Source organism: Gordonia sp. 135 (assembly GCF_009720185.1).
Taxonomy (GTDB): domain Bacteria; phylum Actinomycetota; class Actinomycetes; order Mycobacteriales; family Mycobacteriaceae; genus Gordonia; species Gordonia alkanivorans.
Genome location: NZ_CP046257.1, coordinates 4,859,994 through 4,875,550, shown reverse-complemented (window position 1 = coordinate 4,875,550; position 15,557 = coordinate 4,859,994). Strand labels below are relative to the sequence as shown.

Below are 15,557 nucleotides of genomic sequence, written 5' to 3'. Positions count from 1 at the left end.
TGCTGCCGGGTTGTGTCGCCCTCTTTCGGATCAGCGAGCGGAGGCGGCGACTGCGCCCGCGATCTCGCGGTAGCGTGCGTACACCTCAGGGGTGGCTGTTGCGGTGAGTGTTTCGCGAGCCGCCTTCCACTCCGGCAGTTCGCCGGCGAACGCCCAGGCAGCCTGGCGTGCTGCGCCGAGTGCCACGTGTTCACCGTCCGCGGGGACCTCGACCTCGCCGCCGAAGAGTGCCGGCGCGATAGCCCGCACCGCAGCCGATTTCGCACCGCCCCCGGTGAGGAGGACGCGGTCGACGCGCACTCCCTGGTCCTCGATCTTCTCCCGGCAGTACACGACGGACGAGATGAGCCCCTCGACCGCGGCGCGGGCGATCGACGACGGACCGAAGTTGGCTGCGGTGATGCCGGTGAGGGTCCCGGTGGCGTTCGGGAGGTTGGGGGAGCGTTCGCCCGCGAACCAGGGCACCATCGTCAACCCTCCGGCGCCCGGTTCGGCGGAGATGGCGAGCCGTGCGAACTCGTCGAGGTCGACACCGAGCATCTTCGCCGTCGAGGCCAGTACCGGCGCACCGTTGAGGGTGCAGACCAACGGCAGGTGCCGGCCGGTCGCGTCGGCGAAACCGGCGACCAGGCCGTCGGGGTCGTTGGGGGCGGTGTTCGAGACGGCACACACCACGCCCGACGTCCCGAGCGACACCACCGCGTCCCCGCGTCGGGCATGGAGTCCGAGGGCTGCTGCTGCGTTGTCTCCGGCCCCCGCACCCACGACCGTCCCGTCCGAGGTGGTTCCTGCGCGATCGCCTGCTCCGACGACGGTCGGCAGGTGCGGGCTCCGCCCGCGAAAAGCCAGTTCCAGCAGATCTTTGCGGTACTCGCCGGAGGCCGCGCCGAAGTAACCGGTGCCCGACGCGTCGCTGCGGTCGGTGGTCAGCTCGGTGATGTCGGCGCTGCCACGAAGCCGCCAGGTGAGCCAGTCGTGGGGAAGGCACACTGCGGCAGTGGCATCGGCGTCCCGGGGTTCGTTGTCGGCGAGCCAGCGCAGCTTGGCCGCGGTGATGGCGGCAACCGGGACCACGCCCACGGCCTCCGCCCATGCTCCCGGACCGCCGAGGTCGTCGACGAGATCGGTGGCGCTCGACGCCGAACGAACATCGTTCCACAACAAGGCATCTCGTACCACCTGCCCGGAGATGTCGAGACACACCATCCCGTGTTGCTGTCCCGCGACCGACACCGCGGCCACGTCGTCGAATCCGCCGGCCCCGGAGATGGCGTTGCACAGGGCATCCCACCACCGGTCGGGGTGTATCTCGGTACCGGCCGGGTGCGGTGCGCTCGCCGACCGGACGACGGTCCCGGTCTCGGCGTCGCAGATGACGACCTTGCACGACTGGGTGGATGAGTCGATCCCGGCTACCAGGGTCATGACAGCAGCTCGGTGAGTGTGGCGCGTGCGCCCTTGGTACGCAGGCAATCCAGCGTGGCCAGGTACGGCGTCGTGAATCCCTCCTCTTCGGCGAGGGTCCCGAACAAGTCGGGATCGGCGACGAACGCCAGTGGATCGGTGCGCGAGCGCTTGGCCCGCGGCACGAGCTCCGCGGCCAGGGGATCGACGACGTCGATGGGGTCACCCTGTTCGTCGGTGCCCTCGGCGTATCGGGTCCAGCTCGCGACGACGGCCGCGGCCAGTTCACTACGCTGCCCGGATGCCAGACGTTCGCGGATCACCGGCAGCAACCACTTCGGGATGCGGTCCGACGAGTCCTGGCACAGCCGCGCGATCGTGTCGGCGATCGCCGGGTTGGCGAAGCGCTCGAGCAAGGTGTCGATGTAGGACTCGACGTCAACGCCGGGCATCGCCTGTAGCGTCGTCCTGCCCTCTTCGATCATGTAGCGCCGCAGCAGGGTTCGGATGTCCGCATCCGACGCGGCGTCGTGGACATAGCGGTAGCCGAGCAGATATCCGAAGTAGCACAGGGCCTGATGGCCGGCGTTGAGCAACCGCAGCTTCATCAGCTCGTAGGGGATCACGTCGTCGACGACCTGTACGCCCACTGTTTCGAGGGCCGGGCGGCCCATCGAGAAGTCGTCTTCGAGCACCCATTGGGTGAAGGGTTCGGCGACCACCGGCCACGCGTCGGCGATCCCGGTGCGTGCGGCGACCTCGTCGGCGAGGTCGGGAGGCGTAGCGGGAGTGATGCGATCGACCATCGAGTTGGGGAAGCGGGTGTTCGTCTCGATCCAGTCGGCGAGGCCCTCGTCGCGGAGCCGTGCGTAGGCGAGGAACGTCGACCGGGCCATGTGTCCGTTGCCCTGAATGTTGTCGCAGGACATCACGGTGAACGACGGAATTCCGCGTTCGCGGCGTCGGGCGAGTGCTTCGGTGACCAGGCCGAAGACCGTGCCCGGCGGTGCCGAGCCCTCGAGGTCCGCGACGATGTCGGGGTTAGTGGCGTCGAATTCGCCGGTCGCGGGGGAGAAGTTGTACCCACCCTCGGTAACGGTCAGCGACACGATTCGGGTGGCCGGATCGCTGAGGCGTTCCAGGACTGCCTCGGGATCGTCGGGCGCGAAGAGGTATTCGACGATCGACCCGATCACGGCGGTCTCGGTGTCACCGTTCGGATGCTTCAGGGTGAGCGTGAACAGGCCGTCCTGGGGGACGAGCGCATCGCGCATCGCGGAATCTGCCGGCCGCACCCCGACACCACAGATACCCCACTCCTTCGCGGCGGGATCCGCTGCGAGCAGTCGATCGAGATACATGGCCTGGTGCGCGCGGTGGAACGCGCCGACTCCGAAGTGCACGATGCCGGGCGTGACGGCGGTGCGGTCGTACGCGGGAACGGCGGCCCCGTCGATGCGGGTCAACGATTCGGCGTTCAGCGGGGTGCTCATCGGCGAGCCTCTCCTGTCTGTTGGTCGGCGGCGCGCCACTCCGAGATGCCGGGATAGACGACGGCCTTGATGTTCCCGGGCCGGAGGTCGGCGTTGAGGGCGTCGGTGAGCTCGTCGAGACCGAACCGTGCAGTGACCATGGCGTCGAGGTCAACGGCGCCGGTCCGGACAAGGGCAAGGGCGGTCGGCCAGGTGTTGGAATACCGGAAGACGCCGGTCACCACGAGCTCTCGGTTCTGGATCAGCGTGACCGGTAGTTCCATTGTGTCCGAACCCATTCCGACGAGTACGACGTGACCGCCGGGTCGGACCCGGGTCATTCCGTCCCGGACGGCGGCAGCAACGCCGCTCGCGTCGACGAAGGCATCGACCGGGTCGGTGTCCTCGCCGGGCGCGATAGCATGCGAGGCACCGAAGTCGGTTGCGCGTTGGCGCCGCTGCTCGTCGGGTTCACTGATCACGATGCGTGCCAGACCCGACGCGCGGGCGACCTGGGCGATCATCAACCCGATCGGTCCGGCGCCCGCGATGAGGATCGAGTCGCCGGCCGCGACCGCCGCCTTGCGGAGTGCGGCGATGCCCACGCACAGCGGTTCGAACAGGGCCGCGGCCTCGTCGGAGACCTCCGGCGGTACCGGATGCGCGAAATCGGCTCCGATGGTGACGTATTCGGCGAAGGCGCCGTCGATCGGCGGCGTCGCGTAGAACTCCATGTGCGGACACAGGTGGTAGTCGCCGCGTTTGGTCTCGGCGGTGGTCGGGTCGGGTCGTTGCGGCTCGATGGACACGCGTTCGCCGACACGGTTCGGGCTGACTCCGTCGCCGACCGCCACGATCACCCCGGACGCCTCATGACCGAGAACGAGCGGTGCGTCCACGACGTGGTCCCCGATGCGTCCATGGCGCAGGTAGTGGGTGTCGGAGCCGCAGACGCCGACTGTCCGCACCTCGACCAGCACATCTCCGCGGGCGAGCCGCGGTGACCTGCGGGTTTCGGTGCCGACTGAGAGGTCCGGGTGCAGAACGCCGGCCCGCATCACCTGTGGAGCGCCCGGAACGTTCGTATCGGTTGTTGCGTGGGTCACACCAGGATGTTAGCTTACTGAGCATATTCACCGCTAGTGAGCATCTGCTCACAAGAGAACCGGAGTAGGCCATCGATGGCACCTCGTAAGCAGTCGGTCGACACCGCCGACGACCAACAGGGTTCGTCGGGACGGGCGGCGGGGCCGCGCGGCACCGACGCCGGCCAGGATCTGCGCTTGCTGGTCCGCGCCGCGACGATGTACCACCTCGAAGGCCTGACCCAGGCGGAGATCGCCGCCCGCCTCGGAGTCTCCCGACCCACGGCCGGCCGCCTGGTTGCCCGCGCCCGCGCGCAGGGACTCGTCCACGTCTCGGTCTCGGCGCCGCCGCATCTGTCGTCGTCGATCCACACCGAGCTCGAACGCGCGGTCGAGGAGACGTTCGGTCTGGACGAGGTCCTGGTGATCGACGAGGTCGCCGACGGATCGACCACCGGCAACGCTGCACTGGGGCGGGCCGGGGCGTCGGTTCTGACCCGACGTATCCAGGCCGCGGACACCTTCGGGTTCACCTGGGGGCCCGAGCAGGTCGCGGTCGCCGACGCCATGGGAGCCGCAGCCTCCTGTCAGCGGGTTGTGCAGATGGACGGTTCGATGACGTCGGTGGAGTACCACACGGGTGTCGACCACGCCCTGTCGCGTTTCTCCGAACGCCTGCACGCCCGGCCTCTGCGCCTGGTCGCGCCGCTCTACGTCGATCCCGAGACGGTCACCGCCGTCAACCGCGATTCGATTCTTTCGCAATCGCTCTCGGCCGCCCGCGGTGCGCAGGTCATGCTCTTCGGCGTCGGTTCGGTCTCGACCTCGACCACCCTCTTCGAAGGCGCTTTCATCGACGCGATCGTGCTCGACGAACTCGTCGAACTGGGCGCGGTCGGCGAGATCGGCGGCCGGTTCTACGACGCAGACGGAAACGCGGTGGCATCGAGCCTCGTCGACCGGACCGTCTCGGTCTCCCTCGACGCGGTCCGCGCCTGCCCCACCTCGATCCTGGTCTCCGGTGGTGAGCACCGGCGGGAGTCCATCCTCGGTGCTCTCCGCGGTGGTTACGCCACCATCTTGGTCACCGACGTCCCCACGGCGGAATGGCTTGTGTTGCAAGAGAAAGGTGAACAATGAAGTTCTCCCGACCCCGGATGTTCGGCGCCCTGGTGGCGACCTTGACGCTGGTGATGACCGGCTGTTCCGGCGCCGGTTCCCTCACCGGTGGAGGCGGGCGCGAGATCACCGTCGCGATGGTCTCCAACTCCCAGATGCAGGACGCGGTCGCGCTGTCCGACCAGTTCGAAGAGCAGAACCCCGGCGTCTCGGTGAAGTTCGTGACACTCTCGGAGAACGAGGCGCGAGCCAAGATCACCGCGTCGGTCGCCACCGGCGGCGGCGAGTTCGACGTCGTGATGATCAGCAACTACGAGACCCCGATGTGGGGCGAGTACGGCTGGCTGGTCAACTTGAGCCCGTACATGGACGCTGATCCGGAGTACGACGCCGACGACTTCATCCCGACGCTGAAAACCGCTCTGTCACACGATGGGTCGATGTACTCGGCGCCGTTCTACGGTGAGTCGTCGTTTCTGATGTACAACAAGAAGCTCTTCGAGCAGGCCGGGGTCACGCTCCCAGCGAATCCGACCTGGCCCGAGGTGGCGGAGGTCGCGAAGAAGCTCGACAACGAGCGCACTGCGGGGATCTGCCTGCGCGGCAAGCCCGGCTGGGGTGAGGTGCTCGCTCCGCTCAACACCGTCATCAACGCCTTCGGCGGCCGTTGGTACGACGAGGATTGGAACGCACAGCTCGACAGCCCGGAAGTCGAGGCGGCCGTGCAGTTCTACGTCGACACCGTCCGTAACCACGGTGAGGCCGGCGCGTCGTCGTCGGGCTTCCAGGAGTGCGGAAATCTCCTGTCCCAGGGGCAGGTTGCCATGTGGTACGACGCGACGTCGGCGGTCTCGGTCCTCGAGAGTCCGGAGACCTCGTCGATCGCCGGCGACGTCGGCTACCTCCCCGCACCGAGCATGGCCAAGCAGGACAACGGTTGGCTCTACACCTGGTCGCTCGGCATCCCCACCAGCAGCAAGCACCCGGACGAGGCGTGGTCGTTCATCCGCTGGATGACGAGCAAGAGCTACATCGAATACGTGTCGGAGAAGCTCGGACCCAGCCACGTTCCGCCGGGCAGCCGGCTGTCGACGTACGAATTGCCTGCGTACAAGGAACTCGCGAAGCCGTTCGCCGAGCAGACATTGACCTCGATGCAGGCCGCGAACCAGCTGAAGCCCACTCTGCAGCCGGTGCCCTACACCGGGGTGCAGTTCCTCGCGATCCCTGAGTTCCAGGATCTCGGTACCCGTGTCAGCCAACAGATCTCGGCAGCCATCGCCGGACAGATCAGCGTCAAGGACGCGTTGGCCCAGTCCCAGGAGTATGCCGAGGTCGTCGGCAAGTCCTACCAGAGGGAGCAGTGATCATGGCCACCGCAGTCTCGACGCGCTCGCCCGAGGAATCCTCGCCCGAGCGGACACCACTGACGTCATCCCGCGACCGCATCTCGCGGGCGGAGGGGTGGCGGCGACGCGGACCCCTGCTGCCGGCCCTGATCTTCATGATCGTGGTCACGCAGGTCCCGTTCGTGTTCACCCTGTACTACTCCACCCAGTCGTGGAACCTCGTCCGTCCCGACTCCCGGGCGTTCGTCGGCCTCGACAACTACGTCGCGGTCTTCGGTGACAGCCAGTTCTGGCGGGTCACGGTCAACACGATCCTGCTGATCGTCGGCACCGTGCTGATCTCGGTGATCCTCGGACTGATCTTCGCGCTGCTTCTCGACCGGAAATTCTTGGGACGCGGCGTGGTTCGGACCCTGCTGATCACCCCGTTCCTGGTGACACCGGTGGCGGCGGCACTGCTGTGGAAGACCAGCCTGCTGTCGCCCACCAACGGCTTGGTCAACTGGATGCTGAGCCCGTTCGGCGTCAAGGTCGACTGGCTCTCGGAGTTCCCCCTGATGAGCGTCATGGCCGAATTGGTCTGGCAGTGGACGCCGTTCATGATGCTGCTCATCCTTGCCGGACTCCAGTCGATGCCCCGCGACGTCCAGGAGGCCGCCCGCGTCGACGGTGCGACGAGCTTCCGGCTGTTCCGTGAGCTGACGCTGCCGCACCTGCGGCGGTTCATCGAACTCGGCGCCGTGCTCGGCGCGATCTACCTGGTCAACACCTTCGACGCGGTGTACATGATGACCTCGGGTGGCCCGGGAGTCTCGAGTTCGAACCTCTCGTACTACATCTACCAACGCGCCTTCCTCGGCTTCGACATCGGTCAGGCCGCCGCGATGGGTGTCGTGACGGTGGTCGGCACGATCGTGGTCGCCACGCTGGCGCTGCGTCTGATCTTCAAATCATTCTCCGGAACAGAGGAGCCGGCCTGATGAGCACCGACATCCGCCCCGACCGCACTGCGACCGAACCCGCAGAACAGCGCCCCGGCAGGGAGATCCGACGACGCCGCAACCCCCGAGGGGGTCTGTTGACCGCGGTCACCTGGATCATCGCGATCGGATTCTTCTTCCCCGTCCTGTGGATGGTCCTGACCGCGTTCAAGCAGGAGAGCGACGCGGCCACCAACCCGCCGACCTTCTTCTTCGAACCGACGCTGCAACAGTTCCGCGACGTCTTCGACGCGGGAATCGCGACACCGCTGCTCAATTCGCTGTTCGCGACCATCGTCTCCACCATCCTGGTGCTGCTGCTCGGCGTACCCGCCGCATTCGCCCTGTCACTGCGGCCGGTGCGAAAGACCAAGGACGCCTTGTTCTTCTTCATCAGCACCAAGATGCTGCCGATCGTCGCGGCGATCATCCCGCTGTACGTGATCGTCGGCGAGATCGGCATGCTCGACAGCATCTGGACTCTGGTGATCCTCTACACCGCGATGAACCTCCCGATCGCCGTGTGGATGATGAGGTCCTTCTTCCTCGAGGTCCCCGGCGAACTGCTCGAGGCCGCCAGCATCGACGGCGCGAGCCTGTGGACCTCGGTGCGGGAGGTCATCCTTCCGCTGATCTCGCCCGGGATCGCCGCCACCGCCCTGATCTGCGTGATCTTCTCGTGGAACGAATTCTTCTTCGCCGTCAACATGACCGCGGTCAACGCGCAGACGATGCCGGTGTTCCTGACCGGCTTCATGTCCGGGCAGGGCCTCTACTGGGCGCAGCTGTCGGCAGCGTCCGTCCTCGCCGCACTGCCGGTCGTCATCTGCGGTTGGATCGCCCAGAACAAGCTGGTCCGCGGGCTCTCGTTCGGCGCGATCAAGTGAAGCGGAGGTCGCGTGCCGCGGCACCAGTCCCAGCTCGGCGCCATCAAATGACCGCCCGCACCCACCGACTCGAAAACCTCTGAGACAGAACCGGAGAACATCATGGCTTCCATCACCTACGACAAGGCCTGCTGCGTCTACCCGGGCGCGGACAAGCTGGCCGTCGACTCCCTCGACCTCGACATCAAGGACGGCGAGTTCGTCGTCCTCGTCGGACCGTCGGGTTCCGGCAAGTCCACCGCACTGCGCATGCTGGCCGGCCTGGAGGAGATCGATTCCGGGCAGATCCGCATCGGCGGTGACAACATGGTCGGCGTCGCGCCCAAGGACCGCGACATCGCGATGGTCTTCCAGAACTACGCGCTGTACCCGAACAAGACCGTCGGGGAGAACATGGGTTTCGCGCTGAAGATGCGTGGTGTGCCTCTGGAGGAACGCAAGCGCAAGGTCGCCGAGGCCGCGAAACTGCTCGACCTCACCGACTTCCTCGACCGAAAGCCGGCCAAGCTGTCCGGCGGTCAGCGCCAGCGTGTGGCGATGGGACGCGCGATCGTCCGTGAACCGCAGGTGTTCTGCATGGACGAGCCGCTGTCCAACCTCGACGCCAAGCTGCGCGTCCAGACCCGCACCCAGATCGCAGCACTGCAGCGTCGTCTCGGCACCACCACGGTCTACGTCACCCACGACCAGGTCGAAGCCATGACCATGGGAGACCGGGTTGCGGTCCTCAAGAACGGCCAGCTGCAGCAGTTCTCGACGCCCACCGATCTCTACGACAAGCCGGTCAACGCCTTCGTCGCCGGGTTCATCGGCTCGCCGGGGATGAACCTGTTCACCGCACCCGTCACCGACGGCACCGTCGCCATCTCCGGTGGCACGGTGGACATCGACGCCGAATCCGAGGCGGCTCTGCGTCGTTCCGGTCTCGACTCGGTGATCGTCGGCATCCGCCCCGAACACCTGGCCCTCGCCGACGGTGGCACCGGCATCGAGGCGGAGGTCGCGCTGCTGGAAGAGCTCGGCAGCGAGACCTACATCTACGCCAACCTCGCCGATCAGTCGGTGAAGAGTCTCGACGGCGAATCGATGGTCATGGTCGCGCGGTCGGCGGAACGGTCACCGGCCAAGCGTGGCGAAGGCATCCGGCTGCGCCAGTCCGACACAGCTGTTCATCTTTTCGATCCGTCCACCGGCGACCGCCTGGTCTGACTCAGGCCAGCAACCGCCACAACCCGATCAGGCCGACGACGACGATCACCCCGCGTAATGCGCGGGGTGAGAGTCGTCTACCGTAGCGGGCCCCGATGACGCCGCCGAGGAGTGAGCCGACGGCGATGACTGCGGCCGCCGACCAGTTGATCCGGTCGAAGGCGACGAGCGTGTAGGTGACGGCCGCGACGACGTTCACGACCAGGGACAGCAGGTTCTTCGCGGCGTTCATCCGCTGCAGGTGGTCGGGGACCACGACACCGAGGATCGCCATCAGCATGATCCCCTGGGCGGCGGTGAAGTACCCGCCGTAGATGCCGACCGCGAACGTGCCGGCCACCATCGCGGCAATGCGGGCGGGGGTCAGGCGCGGCGTGCCCAGGTGCGTCGGCGCGGTGGACCGACGACCGACCCACTTCTGGATCCACGGTTGCACGACGACCAGGATCAGAGCCGCCACCAGCAGGATCGGCACGATCGCCTCGAACACCGTCTCCGGCAGATGGAGCAGCAGCCAGCAGCCGACGATCGCGCCCACGAACGACGCGGGGATCTGCCATCGCAGCTGCGGCCACTGGCCCTCGAGTTCACGTCGGTATCCCCAGGTACTGGACACTCCGCCCGCGACGAGACCGATGGCGTTGGAGATGGTCGCACTGACCGGCGGGACCCCGAACGCGACGAGCGTCGGGAAGGTGATCAGGGTGCCGCTACCGACGACCGCGTTGATCGCGCCCGCACCCACACCGGCCAGCAGGACGGCCAACAGTTCCCATGTGCTCACGACTTCTGAGGGTGCCCGGTGTCTCGGGTGGGTCGGTCACCGGGGTGAATCCCAGGGGTGCTTCTCAGTGAGCCGGGGGGCCGCGTCCTTCTTCTTGCGCTTGGGGATGACATGGAGAATCGCGACGAGGATCGCGCCCACGATCAGGCCGACGACTGCGGACAGGACGGTTCCGGCCGTCCAGGACAGCACGCCGCCGAAGCCGCCGTGCACCAGTTCGCCGAACCAGTGCTCGACGTGGTGCAACTGGTCGGCGGGCCAGTGGAAGCCGGCCTCACCCACGTTGACGATGAGGATGTGCCCGCCGACCCACAGCATCGCCGCGATGCCGACCACGGTGAGCGTCGACATGATCTTGGGCATCGCGGTGACCAGCCCGCGGCCGATCTTCTGACTGAACGTCGACTCCCGTTGTGCGAGCGCGAGCCCCACGTCGTCCATCTTCACGATGATCGCGACGACGCCGTAGACGAGTGCGGTGATCAGGAACGCGACGACGATCAGAACGCCCAGGCGAGTCCAGAACGGCTCCTCCTCGACCGAGGACAGCGAGATCACCATGATCTCGGCCGAGAGGATCAGATCGGTGCGGATCGCGCCGCTGACCATGTGCTTCTCGAACTCGGGATCGCCCCTCCGGGAGCCCGACTCCTCCTCGTGATGGCCTCCGGCGATCGCCTCGTAGACCTTCTCCGCGCCCTCGTAGCAGAGGAACAAACCACCGGCGATCAACAGGTACGGCAGCGCCTGGGGGAGGAACTGACTGAGGATCATCGCGACGGGCAGGATGACCAGGAGTTTGTTGCGGATCGATCCGATCGCGATCTTGCGGACGATCGGAAGCTCGCGGTCCGGGGTGAACCCGTCGACGTAGCGCGGGGTCACCGCGGTGTCGTCGACGACGACACCCGCAGCTTTCACGCTCGCTTTGCCGGCCGCAGCGCCGATGTCGTCGAGTGACGCGGCGGCGGCACGGGTGAGTGTCGCTATGTCGTCGAGCAAGGCGACGAGACCACTGGCCACGGGGACCTCCCGGTTCGGTGAGCTACATGCTCGATGAGCTTCGGTCATCGAACAGTATGCCGAAGACGACGGCGAGGCCGGTCATCCGTTCGCCCGGATCGGCGTATTGCCCGAATCGGCGGCCTGTGAGTGGCGGAATTCGGCGTCGGGCGCGCGCTGACCTGCGGGGACGCGGGTGCCGACCGGCGAAATTCGCCAGCCACTCGCGGGTTTCCATACCGACACGGAGACGGTGTCGAATGGCGTGCAGGTCGTGGGGACACCACGACGACCATTCTTCGTCGACGTCGAGGAGAACTGATGAACGCCATCGAGAACGCCATCGATGCCCTGCGTGCGGGCCGCCCGGTTCTGGTGACCGACGCCGCCGACCGGGAGAACGAGGGCGACGTCATCCTGGCCGCCGACCGGGTGAGCACCGAGTGGACCGCCTGGACCGTGCGCAACACCTCCGGTCTGCTGTGCGCCCCGATGACAGGCGAGCGTGCGGACATGCTCGAACTGCCGTCGATGGTCACCAACAACGAAGATCCCAAGGCCACCGCCTACACGGTGACCGTCGACGCAGCGGAGGGAGTCACGACGGGCATCTCGGCCGCCGATCGTGCGCTCACGCTGCGCATGTTGGCCGGGGCCGCATCCGGCCCCCGAGACTTCACCCGGCCCGGACACGTACTACCCCTTCGTGCCCGGCCGGGTGGGGTCCTCGAACGTCCCGGACACACCGAGGCCGCCGTCGACCTGTGCACGCTCGCCGACGTCGCCCCGGTCGGCGTGATCGCCGAACTCGTCGCCGCCGACGGTTCGATGATGCGCTACCCGCAGGTCGCCGCGATGGGTTCGCGCATGGGCCTTCCGGTGCTCACCATCGAGGAGCTGGTCAACTACCGCCGTATCCACGACGCGGACCGCTGGTCGGTGGCACCCCGGGTGCGTCGCGGGGCGGAGACGGTCCTGCCGACCCCGACCGGTGAACTCCGCGCGATCGGTTACCGCGACACCGAGACCGGCGCTGAACACATCGCCCTCGTGAGCGCCGGGATGTCCGGAGACCGCCTCGACCTGCGTGCCCCGCTGGTGCGGGTCCACTCCGAATGCCTGACCGGAGAGGCATTCTCGTCGCAGCGATGCGAATGTGGACCGCAACTCGACGCGGCGATCGAACGCATCAGCTACGACGGTGGGGTCGTGGTCTACCTGCGCGGGCACGAGGGCCGGGGAATCGGGCTGCTCAAGAAACTGGCCGCTTACCGGTTGCAGGACCAGGGACTCGACACCGTCGAGGCGAACCTCGAACTCGACGAACCGGTCGACGGACGTGAATACGGCGCCGCTGCAGCCATTCTCGCTGACCTCGGGATCGACCGGGCGCGCGTCATGACCAACAACCCCGACAAGGTCCGCGGACTCACCGACTCCGGGATCGAGGTCACCCAGCGTGTCCCGCTGATCGTGGGCGTGATGCCGGCCAACGTCCGCTACCTCGACGCCAAGCGCCGGCGACTCGGGCACTTGCTGGGCGGCACGTCCGGCGGCGGGTTCGACGCCAGTCAGACCGGCGACTTCTCGGTGGGGTCGCGCGCGAACTAGCTTCCCTTCACTTCGCGGGTCACCGTCGAGGTGGACACGAGTCGGACGCGATCCGCCCGGAAGAGGTCGAAGGAGTACTCGAACGGGATGCCCGCCCAGTCGCGGGACACCCGGGTGATGGCGAGAAGCGGACGGCGGACGCCGATGTCGAGCCAGTCGGCTTCGCGCCCGCTGGCGGCTCCGACCTCGACGGTCTCCGTGGTCTCGGCGGCGGCGAGTCCGTAGTGCGTGCGCAGTAGTTCGTAGAGCGATCCGTCCAGCGGGTGCGCCGGCAGGCCGGGTGCCAGTTCGACGGGGAAGCAGGCCAGGTCCACCGACAGTGGTGCGCCGTCGGCGAGACGGATGCGCCGGATCGCGAACACCTCTGCACTCGAGGTGATCTCGAGGGCGCGCGCCTCGATCAGTGTCGCCGGTCGTCGTTCCACACCGACCACCCGCGTCGCACTGGCGTGTCCGGACTCCGCCAGCAGCTGTGGGAGACTCGATGATTCGGCGGCGTGTCGCTCGACGACATCGGCTCGGATGAATGTTCCTCCGCCGCGGCCGGTTCGGCGTTCCAGGACACCCGCCCGGCTGAGGGGGAGGAGTGCACTGCGCAGGGTCGATCTCGACACCGAGAACTCCTCGGCCATATCGCGCTCGGTGCCGAGCCGGGCGCCGGGCGTCAAGGTCCCCTGGGCGAGCATCGCCAGGATGCGCCGGCGGACATCCTCGGCGACCGGCCCGCCGCTGGTCTCACCCATCCAGGCGTCGCGTCCGTCAGGCCGGGATCGCGTCCGGTGACTCGGGCAGCACCTGGCCGCCGTCGACCGCGATCGCCTGCCCGGTGATGTAACCGGCCTCGCGGGTGGCGAGGAACGCGGCGAGGTGGCCGATGTCCTCGGGGGTTCCCAGGGCTTTCATCGGGATGGCGCGGGTCATGCCCGCGATGTAGTCCTCACCCATCTCGACGAGCCCCTCGGTCAGGACGTTTCCGGGCATGATCGCGTTGACGGTGATCCCCTGGCCGGCGAGTTCGATTGCGGCCGTGCGCATGAAGCCCAGCTGGGCGGCCTTCGACGCGCCGTAGTGCGACCAGTTGGGGAAGCCGGTGATCGGGCCGGTGATCGACGAGGTGATGATGACCCGGCCGCTACCCGATTCGGCGAGTGCGGACAGGCAGGCCTGCACGGTGAACACCGTGCCCTTCACGTTCACGTCGAGAACCTGGCTCAGGTCCCCGTCGGTCATCGTCGCGAGCGACGCCTCGGGGAAGATGCCGGCGTTCGCGCAGACGACGTCGATCGACCCGACGGTCTCCAGCACGGTCCGGGCCATCTCGTCGCACGACGACCGGTCGCTGACGTCGGTGATGACCCCGACGACCTTGCCTTCTCCCAGACCGTCGAGTTCGGCTATGGCCGAATCGATCTCGGCGGCCGACCGTGCCGCGATCGCGACGTCGGCACCGGCCCGCGCGAACACCCGGGCGATGCCGCGTCCGATTCCCTTGGTGCCGCCGGTGACGATCACCGATCGGCCGGCCTGGCTGAACATGGTCATGGTGCTCCTCTGATGTGCGTGGTGGGGCGGTGACCGGAGGTGTCAGGCCGCGGATGTCCGGGTGGCGACCCGTCGCAACCACGACGGGTCGTCGAGGTACCTGCGGGCGAGAGCTGCGGTGCCGGAGACGAAGTCGTCGGCGATGCCCAGAGCCGCGTCGGCGTCGGCGTGGGACGCCACCCACGCGGTCAGGTGGATGCGGCGGAGCAGCACGAAGGTCGGGATCATCGCGAGATGAGCGTCCGGCAGCGGTCGGACCGCGGTGTACCCGCGGAGCCAGTCGTCGATGAGGTCCTCGGTCCCGGGCTCGTGTTCGACCCACGAGACGGCGGACCCGAGATCGGCGAGGTGCCAGGACCATCCGCAGTCGTCGAAGTCGATGACGGTGATCGCCGGGAGGTCCGCTTGCGGATCGACCATCAGGTTGGCCAGCCGCAGGTCGGCGTGGACGAGTCCGAACCGATCGGGCCCGCTGCCGAACTGGGTGAGCCGTTCGGTGATGACCCGGACGGCACGGTCGATGTCCGCGCGGTCTTCGGGGGACAGCCCGGGCGCCTCTCGCCACTGCCCCCACCGCGCGTCCGGACCGAGGATGGTCTCGACGTCCCAGGTGAACCGGACGAAGTCCGCGGGCGCCGGCCACCTGGAGGCGTGCTCGTGCAGGTGCGCGGTGATCGCGCCGATCGTCGCGAAATCGACGACGCCAGGAGATTCTTCGGCGGTGCACCCCGGCACCACCGTGACGGCGTCCACCAGAAGGGTCCGGCCGTCCACGGTCACATCGACGACTTCGGCACCGTCGGCGGCGGCGACCGGTGTGGGGGTGGACACGGGGCTCTCCGCCCCCAGGGCGGTCATCCACCTCAGTTCGGAGCGGATCGCCTCGATGGAGTGATACCCGGGACGGTGCACGCGCAGAACGAGTCGACGGGCGGGGTCTTCGGCGAGGTAGGTGGCGTTCTCCGACAGACTCAGCAGGCGGAGCGTCGCGGACGGGGCGAAGCCGTAGTGGCGCAACGCCTTCTCCGCGAAGGCGTGATGGTCTGCGGGTAGTCCGGGCACCGGAACAGTGTCACCCGGAATCCGAATGAGAGCAGACCAAAAGGCGATGTT

At 67.5% G+C, this 15,557-nt stretch carries 14 protein-coding genes; 6 read left to right on the top strand and 8 right to left on the bottom strand.

Features of this window, described 5'->3' with window-relative positions; all coding sequences use genetic code 11:
- Nucleotides 1-30: 30 nt before the first annotated feature.
- Genes GKZ92_RS22020 through GKZ92_RS22010 form a run of 3 tightly spaced genes read right to left on the bottom strand, consistent with a single transcriptional unit; the run spans nt 31 to nt 3,934 of the window.
- Entirely contained in the window at nt 31-1,425 is a 1,395-nt protein-coding gene (locus GKZ92_RS22020; protein WP_035754017.1) for an FGGY family carbohydrate kinase, read from the bottom strand.
- Nucleotides 1,422-2,897 carry a mannitol dehydrogenase family protein gene (locus GKZ92_RS22015; RefSeq protein WP_035754018.1) on the bottom strand — a complete coding sequence of 492 codons (1,476 nt, stop codon included), beginning with the start codon at nt 2,895-2,897 and terminating at the stop codon, nt 1,422-1,424. Before GKZ92_RS22015 ends, GKZ92_RS22020 begins: the two co-directional genes overlap by 4 nt.
- Nucleotides 2,894-3,934 carry an NAD(P)-dependent alcohol dehydrogenase gene (locus GKZ92_RS22010; RefSeq protein ID WP_042375998.1) on the bottom strand — a complete coding sequence of 347 codons (1,041 nt, stop codon included), beginning with the start codon at nt 3,932-3,934 and terminating at the stop codon, nt 2,894-2,896. Before GKZ92_RS22010 ends, GKZ92_RS22015 begins: the two co-directional genes overlap by 4 nt.
- Nucleotides 3,935-4,057: 123 nt before the next feature.
- Here GKZ92_RS22010 and GKZ92_RS22005 point away from each other — a divergent pair, with 123 nt between their 5' ends.
- The 5 genes from GKZ92_RS22005 (at nt 4,058) to GKZ92_RS21985 (ending at nt 9,505) form a co-directional block, all read left to right on the top strand.
- Nucleotides 4,058-5,101, top strand: a complete 1,044-nt coding sequence (locus GKZ92_RS22005) for a sugar-binding transcriptional regulator (protein ID WP_035754019.1) — start codon at nt 4,058-4,060, stop codon at nt 5,099-5,101.
- A complete protein-coding gene (locus tag GKZ92_RS22000) occupies nt 5,098-6,447 on the top strand; it encodes an ABC transporter substrate-binding protein (protein ID WP_155225636.1) in 1,350 nt (449 codons plus the stop codon). Before GKZ92_RS22005 ends, GKZ92_RS22000 begins: the two co-directional genes overlap by 4 nt.
- 2 nt (nt 6,448-6,449) lie before the next feature.
- Entirely contained in the window at nt 6,450-7,409 is a 960-nt protein-coding gene (locus GKZ92_RS21995) for a carbohydrate ABC transporter permease (RefSeq protein ID WP_035754057.1), read from the top strand.
- On the top strand, nt 7,409-8,296 hold the full coding sequence (locus tag GKZ92_RS21990; RefSeq protein WP_155225635.1) for a carbohydrate ABC transporter permease: 888 nt from the start codon (nt 7,409-7,411) through the stop codon (nt 8,294-8,296). Before GKZ92_RS21995 ends, GKZ92_RS21990 begins: the two co-directional genes overlap by 1 nt.
- Before the next feature lie 102 nt (nt 8,297-8,398).
- Nucleotides 8,399-9,505, top strand: coding sequence for an ABC transporter ATP-binding protein (locus GKZ92_RS21985; RefSeq protein ID WP_035754022.1), 1,107 nt, complete (start codon nt 8,399-8,401; stop codon nt 9,503-9,505).
- Between the two features lies 1 nt (nt 9,506).
- Here GKZ92_RS21985 and GKZ92_RS21980 read toward each other — a convergent pair whose 3' ends face one another.
- Together GKZ92_RS21980 and GKZ92_RS21975 are read right to left on the bottom strand one after the other, a co-directional pair.
- Nucleotides 9,507-10,289, bottom strand: a complete 783-nt coding sequence (locus GKZ92_RS21980; protein WP_035754023.1) for a sulfite exporter TauE/SafE family protein — start codon at nt 10,287-10,289, stop codon at nt 9,507-9,509.
- 36 nt (nt 10,290-10,325) lie between these two features.
- The gene (locus GKZ92_RS21975; protein WP_196222020.1) at nt 10,326-11,312 is read right to left on the bottom strand and encodes a DUF808 domain-containing protein; all 987 of its coding nucleotides are present in this window, start codon (nt 11,310-11,312) and stop codon (nt 10,326-10,328) included.
- A 300-nt stretch (nt 11,313-11,612) separates the two neighbouring features.
- On the opposite strand from GKZ92_RS21975, the gene GKZ92_RS21970 reads away from it, so the two are divergent.
- Nucleotides 11,613-12,902 (top strand): bifunctional 3,4-dihydroxy-2-butanone-4-phosphate synthase/GTP cyclohydrolase II, encoded by a 1,290-nt coding sequence (locus GKZ92_RS21970; protein ID WP_006359597.1) that lies wholly within the window; start codon nt 11,613-11,615, stop codon nt 12,900-12,902.
- Here GKZ92_RS21970 and GKZ92_RS21965 read toward each other — a convergent pair.
- From GKZ92_RS21965 to GKZ92_RS21955, 3 genes are read right to left on the bottom strand one after another with little or no spacing between them, the layout of a single operon-like run.
- Complete coding sequence (locus GKZ92_RS21965) at nt 12,899-13,645, bottom strand: GntR family transcriptional regulator (protein WP_006359598.1); 747 nt, start codon at nt 13,643-13,645, stop codon at nt 12,899-12,901. The two genes, GKZ92_RS21970 and GKZ92_RS21965, sit on opposite strands and share 4 nt — an antisense overlap.
- A 16-nt stretch (nt 13,646-13,661) precedes the next feature.
- Nucleotides 13,662-14,438, bottom strand: coding sequence for a 3-oxoacyl-ACP reductase FabG (fabG, locus tag GKZ92_RS21960; protein ID WP_035754059.1), 777 nt, complete (start codon nt 14,436-14,438; stop codon nt 13,662-13,664).
- A 48-nt stretch (nt 14,439-14,486) separates the two neighbouring features.
- Nucleotides 14,487-15,506: a phosphotransferase enzyme family protein gene (locus tag GKZ92_RS21955; RefSeq protein ID WP_006359600.1), complete on the bottom strand. Its 1,020-nt coding sequence runs from the start codon at nt 15,504-15,506 to the stop codon at nt 14,487-14,489.
- Nucleotides 15,507-15,557 lie beyond the last annotated feature (51 nt).

Coding starts and splice junctions, on each gene's coding strand:
- GKZ92_RS21995 (WP_035754057.1), top strand. CDS start 6,450: ATGGCCACCGCAGTCTCGACGCGCTCGCCCGAGGAATCCTCGCCCGAG.
- GKZ92_RS22015 (WP_035754018.1), bottom strand. CDS start 2,897: ATGAGCACCCCGCTGAACGCCGAATCGTTGACCCGCATCGACGGGGCC.
- GKZ92_RS21965 (WP_006359598.1), bottom strand. CDS start 13,645: ATGGGTGAGACCAGCGGCGGGCCGGTCGCCGAGGATGTCCGCCGGCGC.
- fabG (WP_035754059.1), bottom strand. CDS start 14,438: ATGTTCAGCCAGGCCGGCCGATCGGTGATCGTCACCGGCGGCACCAAG.
- GKZ92_RS22000 (WP_155225636.1), top strand. CDS start 5,098: ATGAAGTTCTCCCGACCCCGGATGTTCGGCGCCCTGGTGGCGACCTTG.
- GKZ92_RS21985 (WP_035754022.1), top strand. CDS start 8,399: ATGGCTTCCATCACCTACGACAAGGCCTGCTGCGTCTACCCGGGCGCG.
- GKZ92_RS21990 (WP_155225635.1), top strand. CDS start 7,409: ATGAGCACCGACATCCGCCCCGACCGCACTGCGACCGAACCCGCAGAA.
- GKZ92_RS22020 (WP_035754017.1), bottom strand. CDS start 1,425: ATGACCCTGGTAGCCGGGATCGACTCATCCACCCAGTCGTGCAAGGTC.
- GKZ92_RS22010 (WP_042375998.1), bottom strand. CDS start 3,934: ATGCGGGCCGGCGTTCTGCACCCGGACCTCTCAGTCGGCACCGAAACC.
- GKZ92_RS22005 (WP_035754019.1), top strand. CDS start 4,058: ATGGCACCTCGTAAGCAGTCGGTCGACACCGCCGACGACCAACAGGGT.
- GKZ92_RS21970 (WP_006359597.1), top strand. CDS start 11,613: ATGAACGCCATCGAGAACGCCATCGATGCCCTGCGTGCGGGCCGCCCG.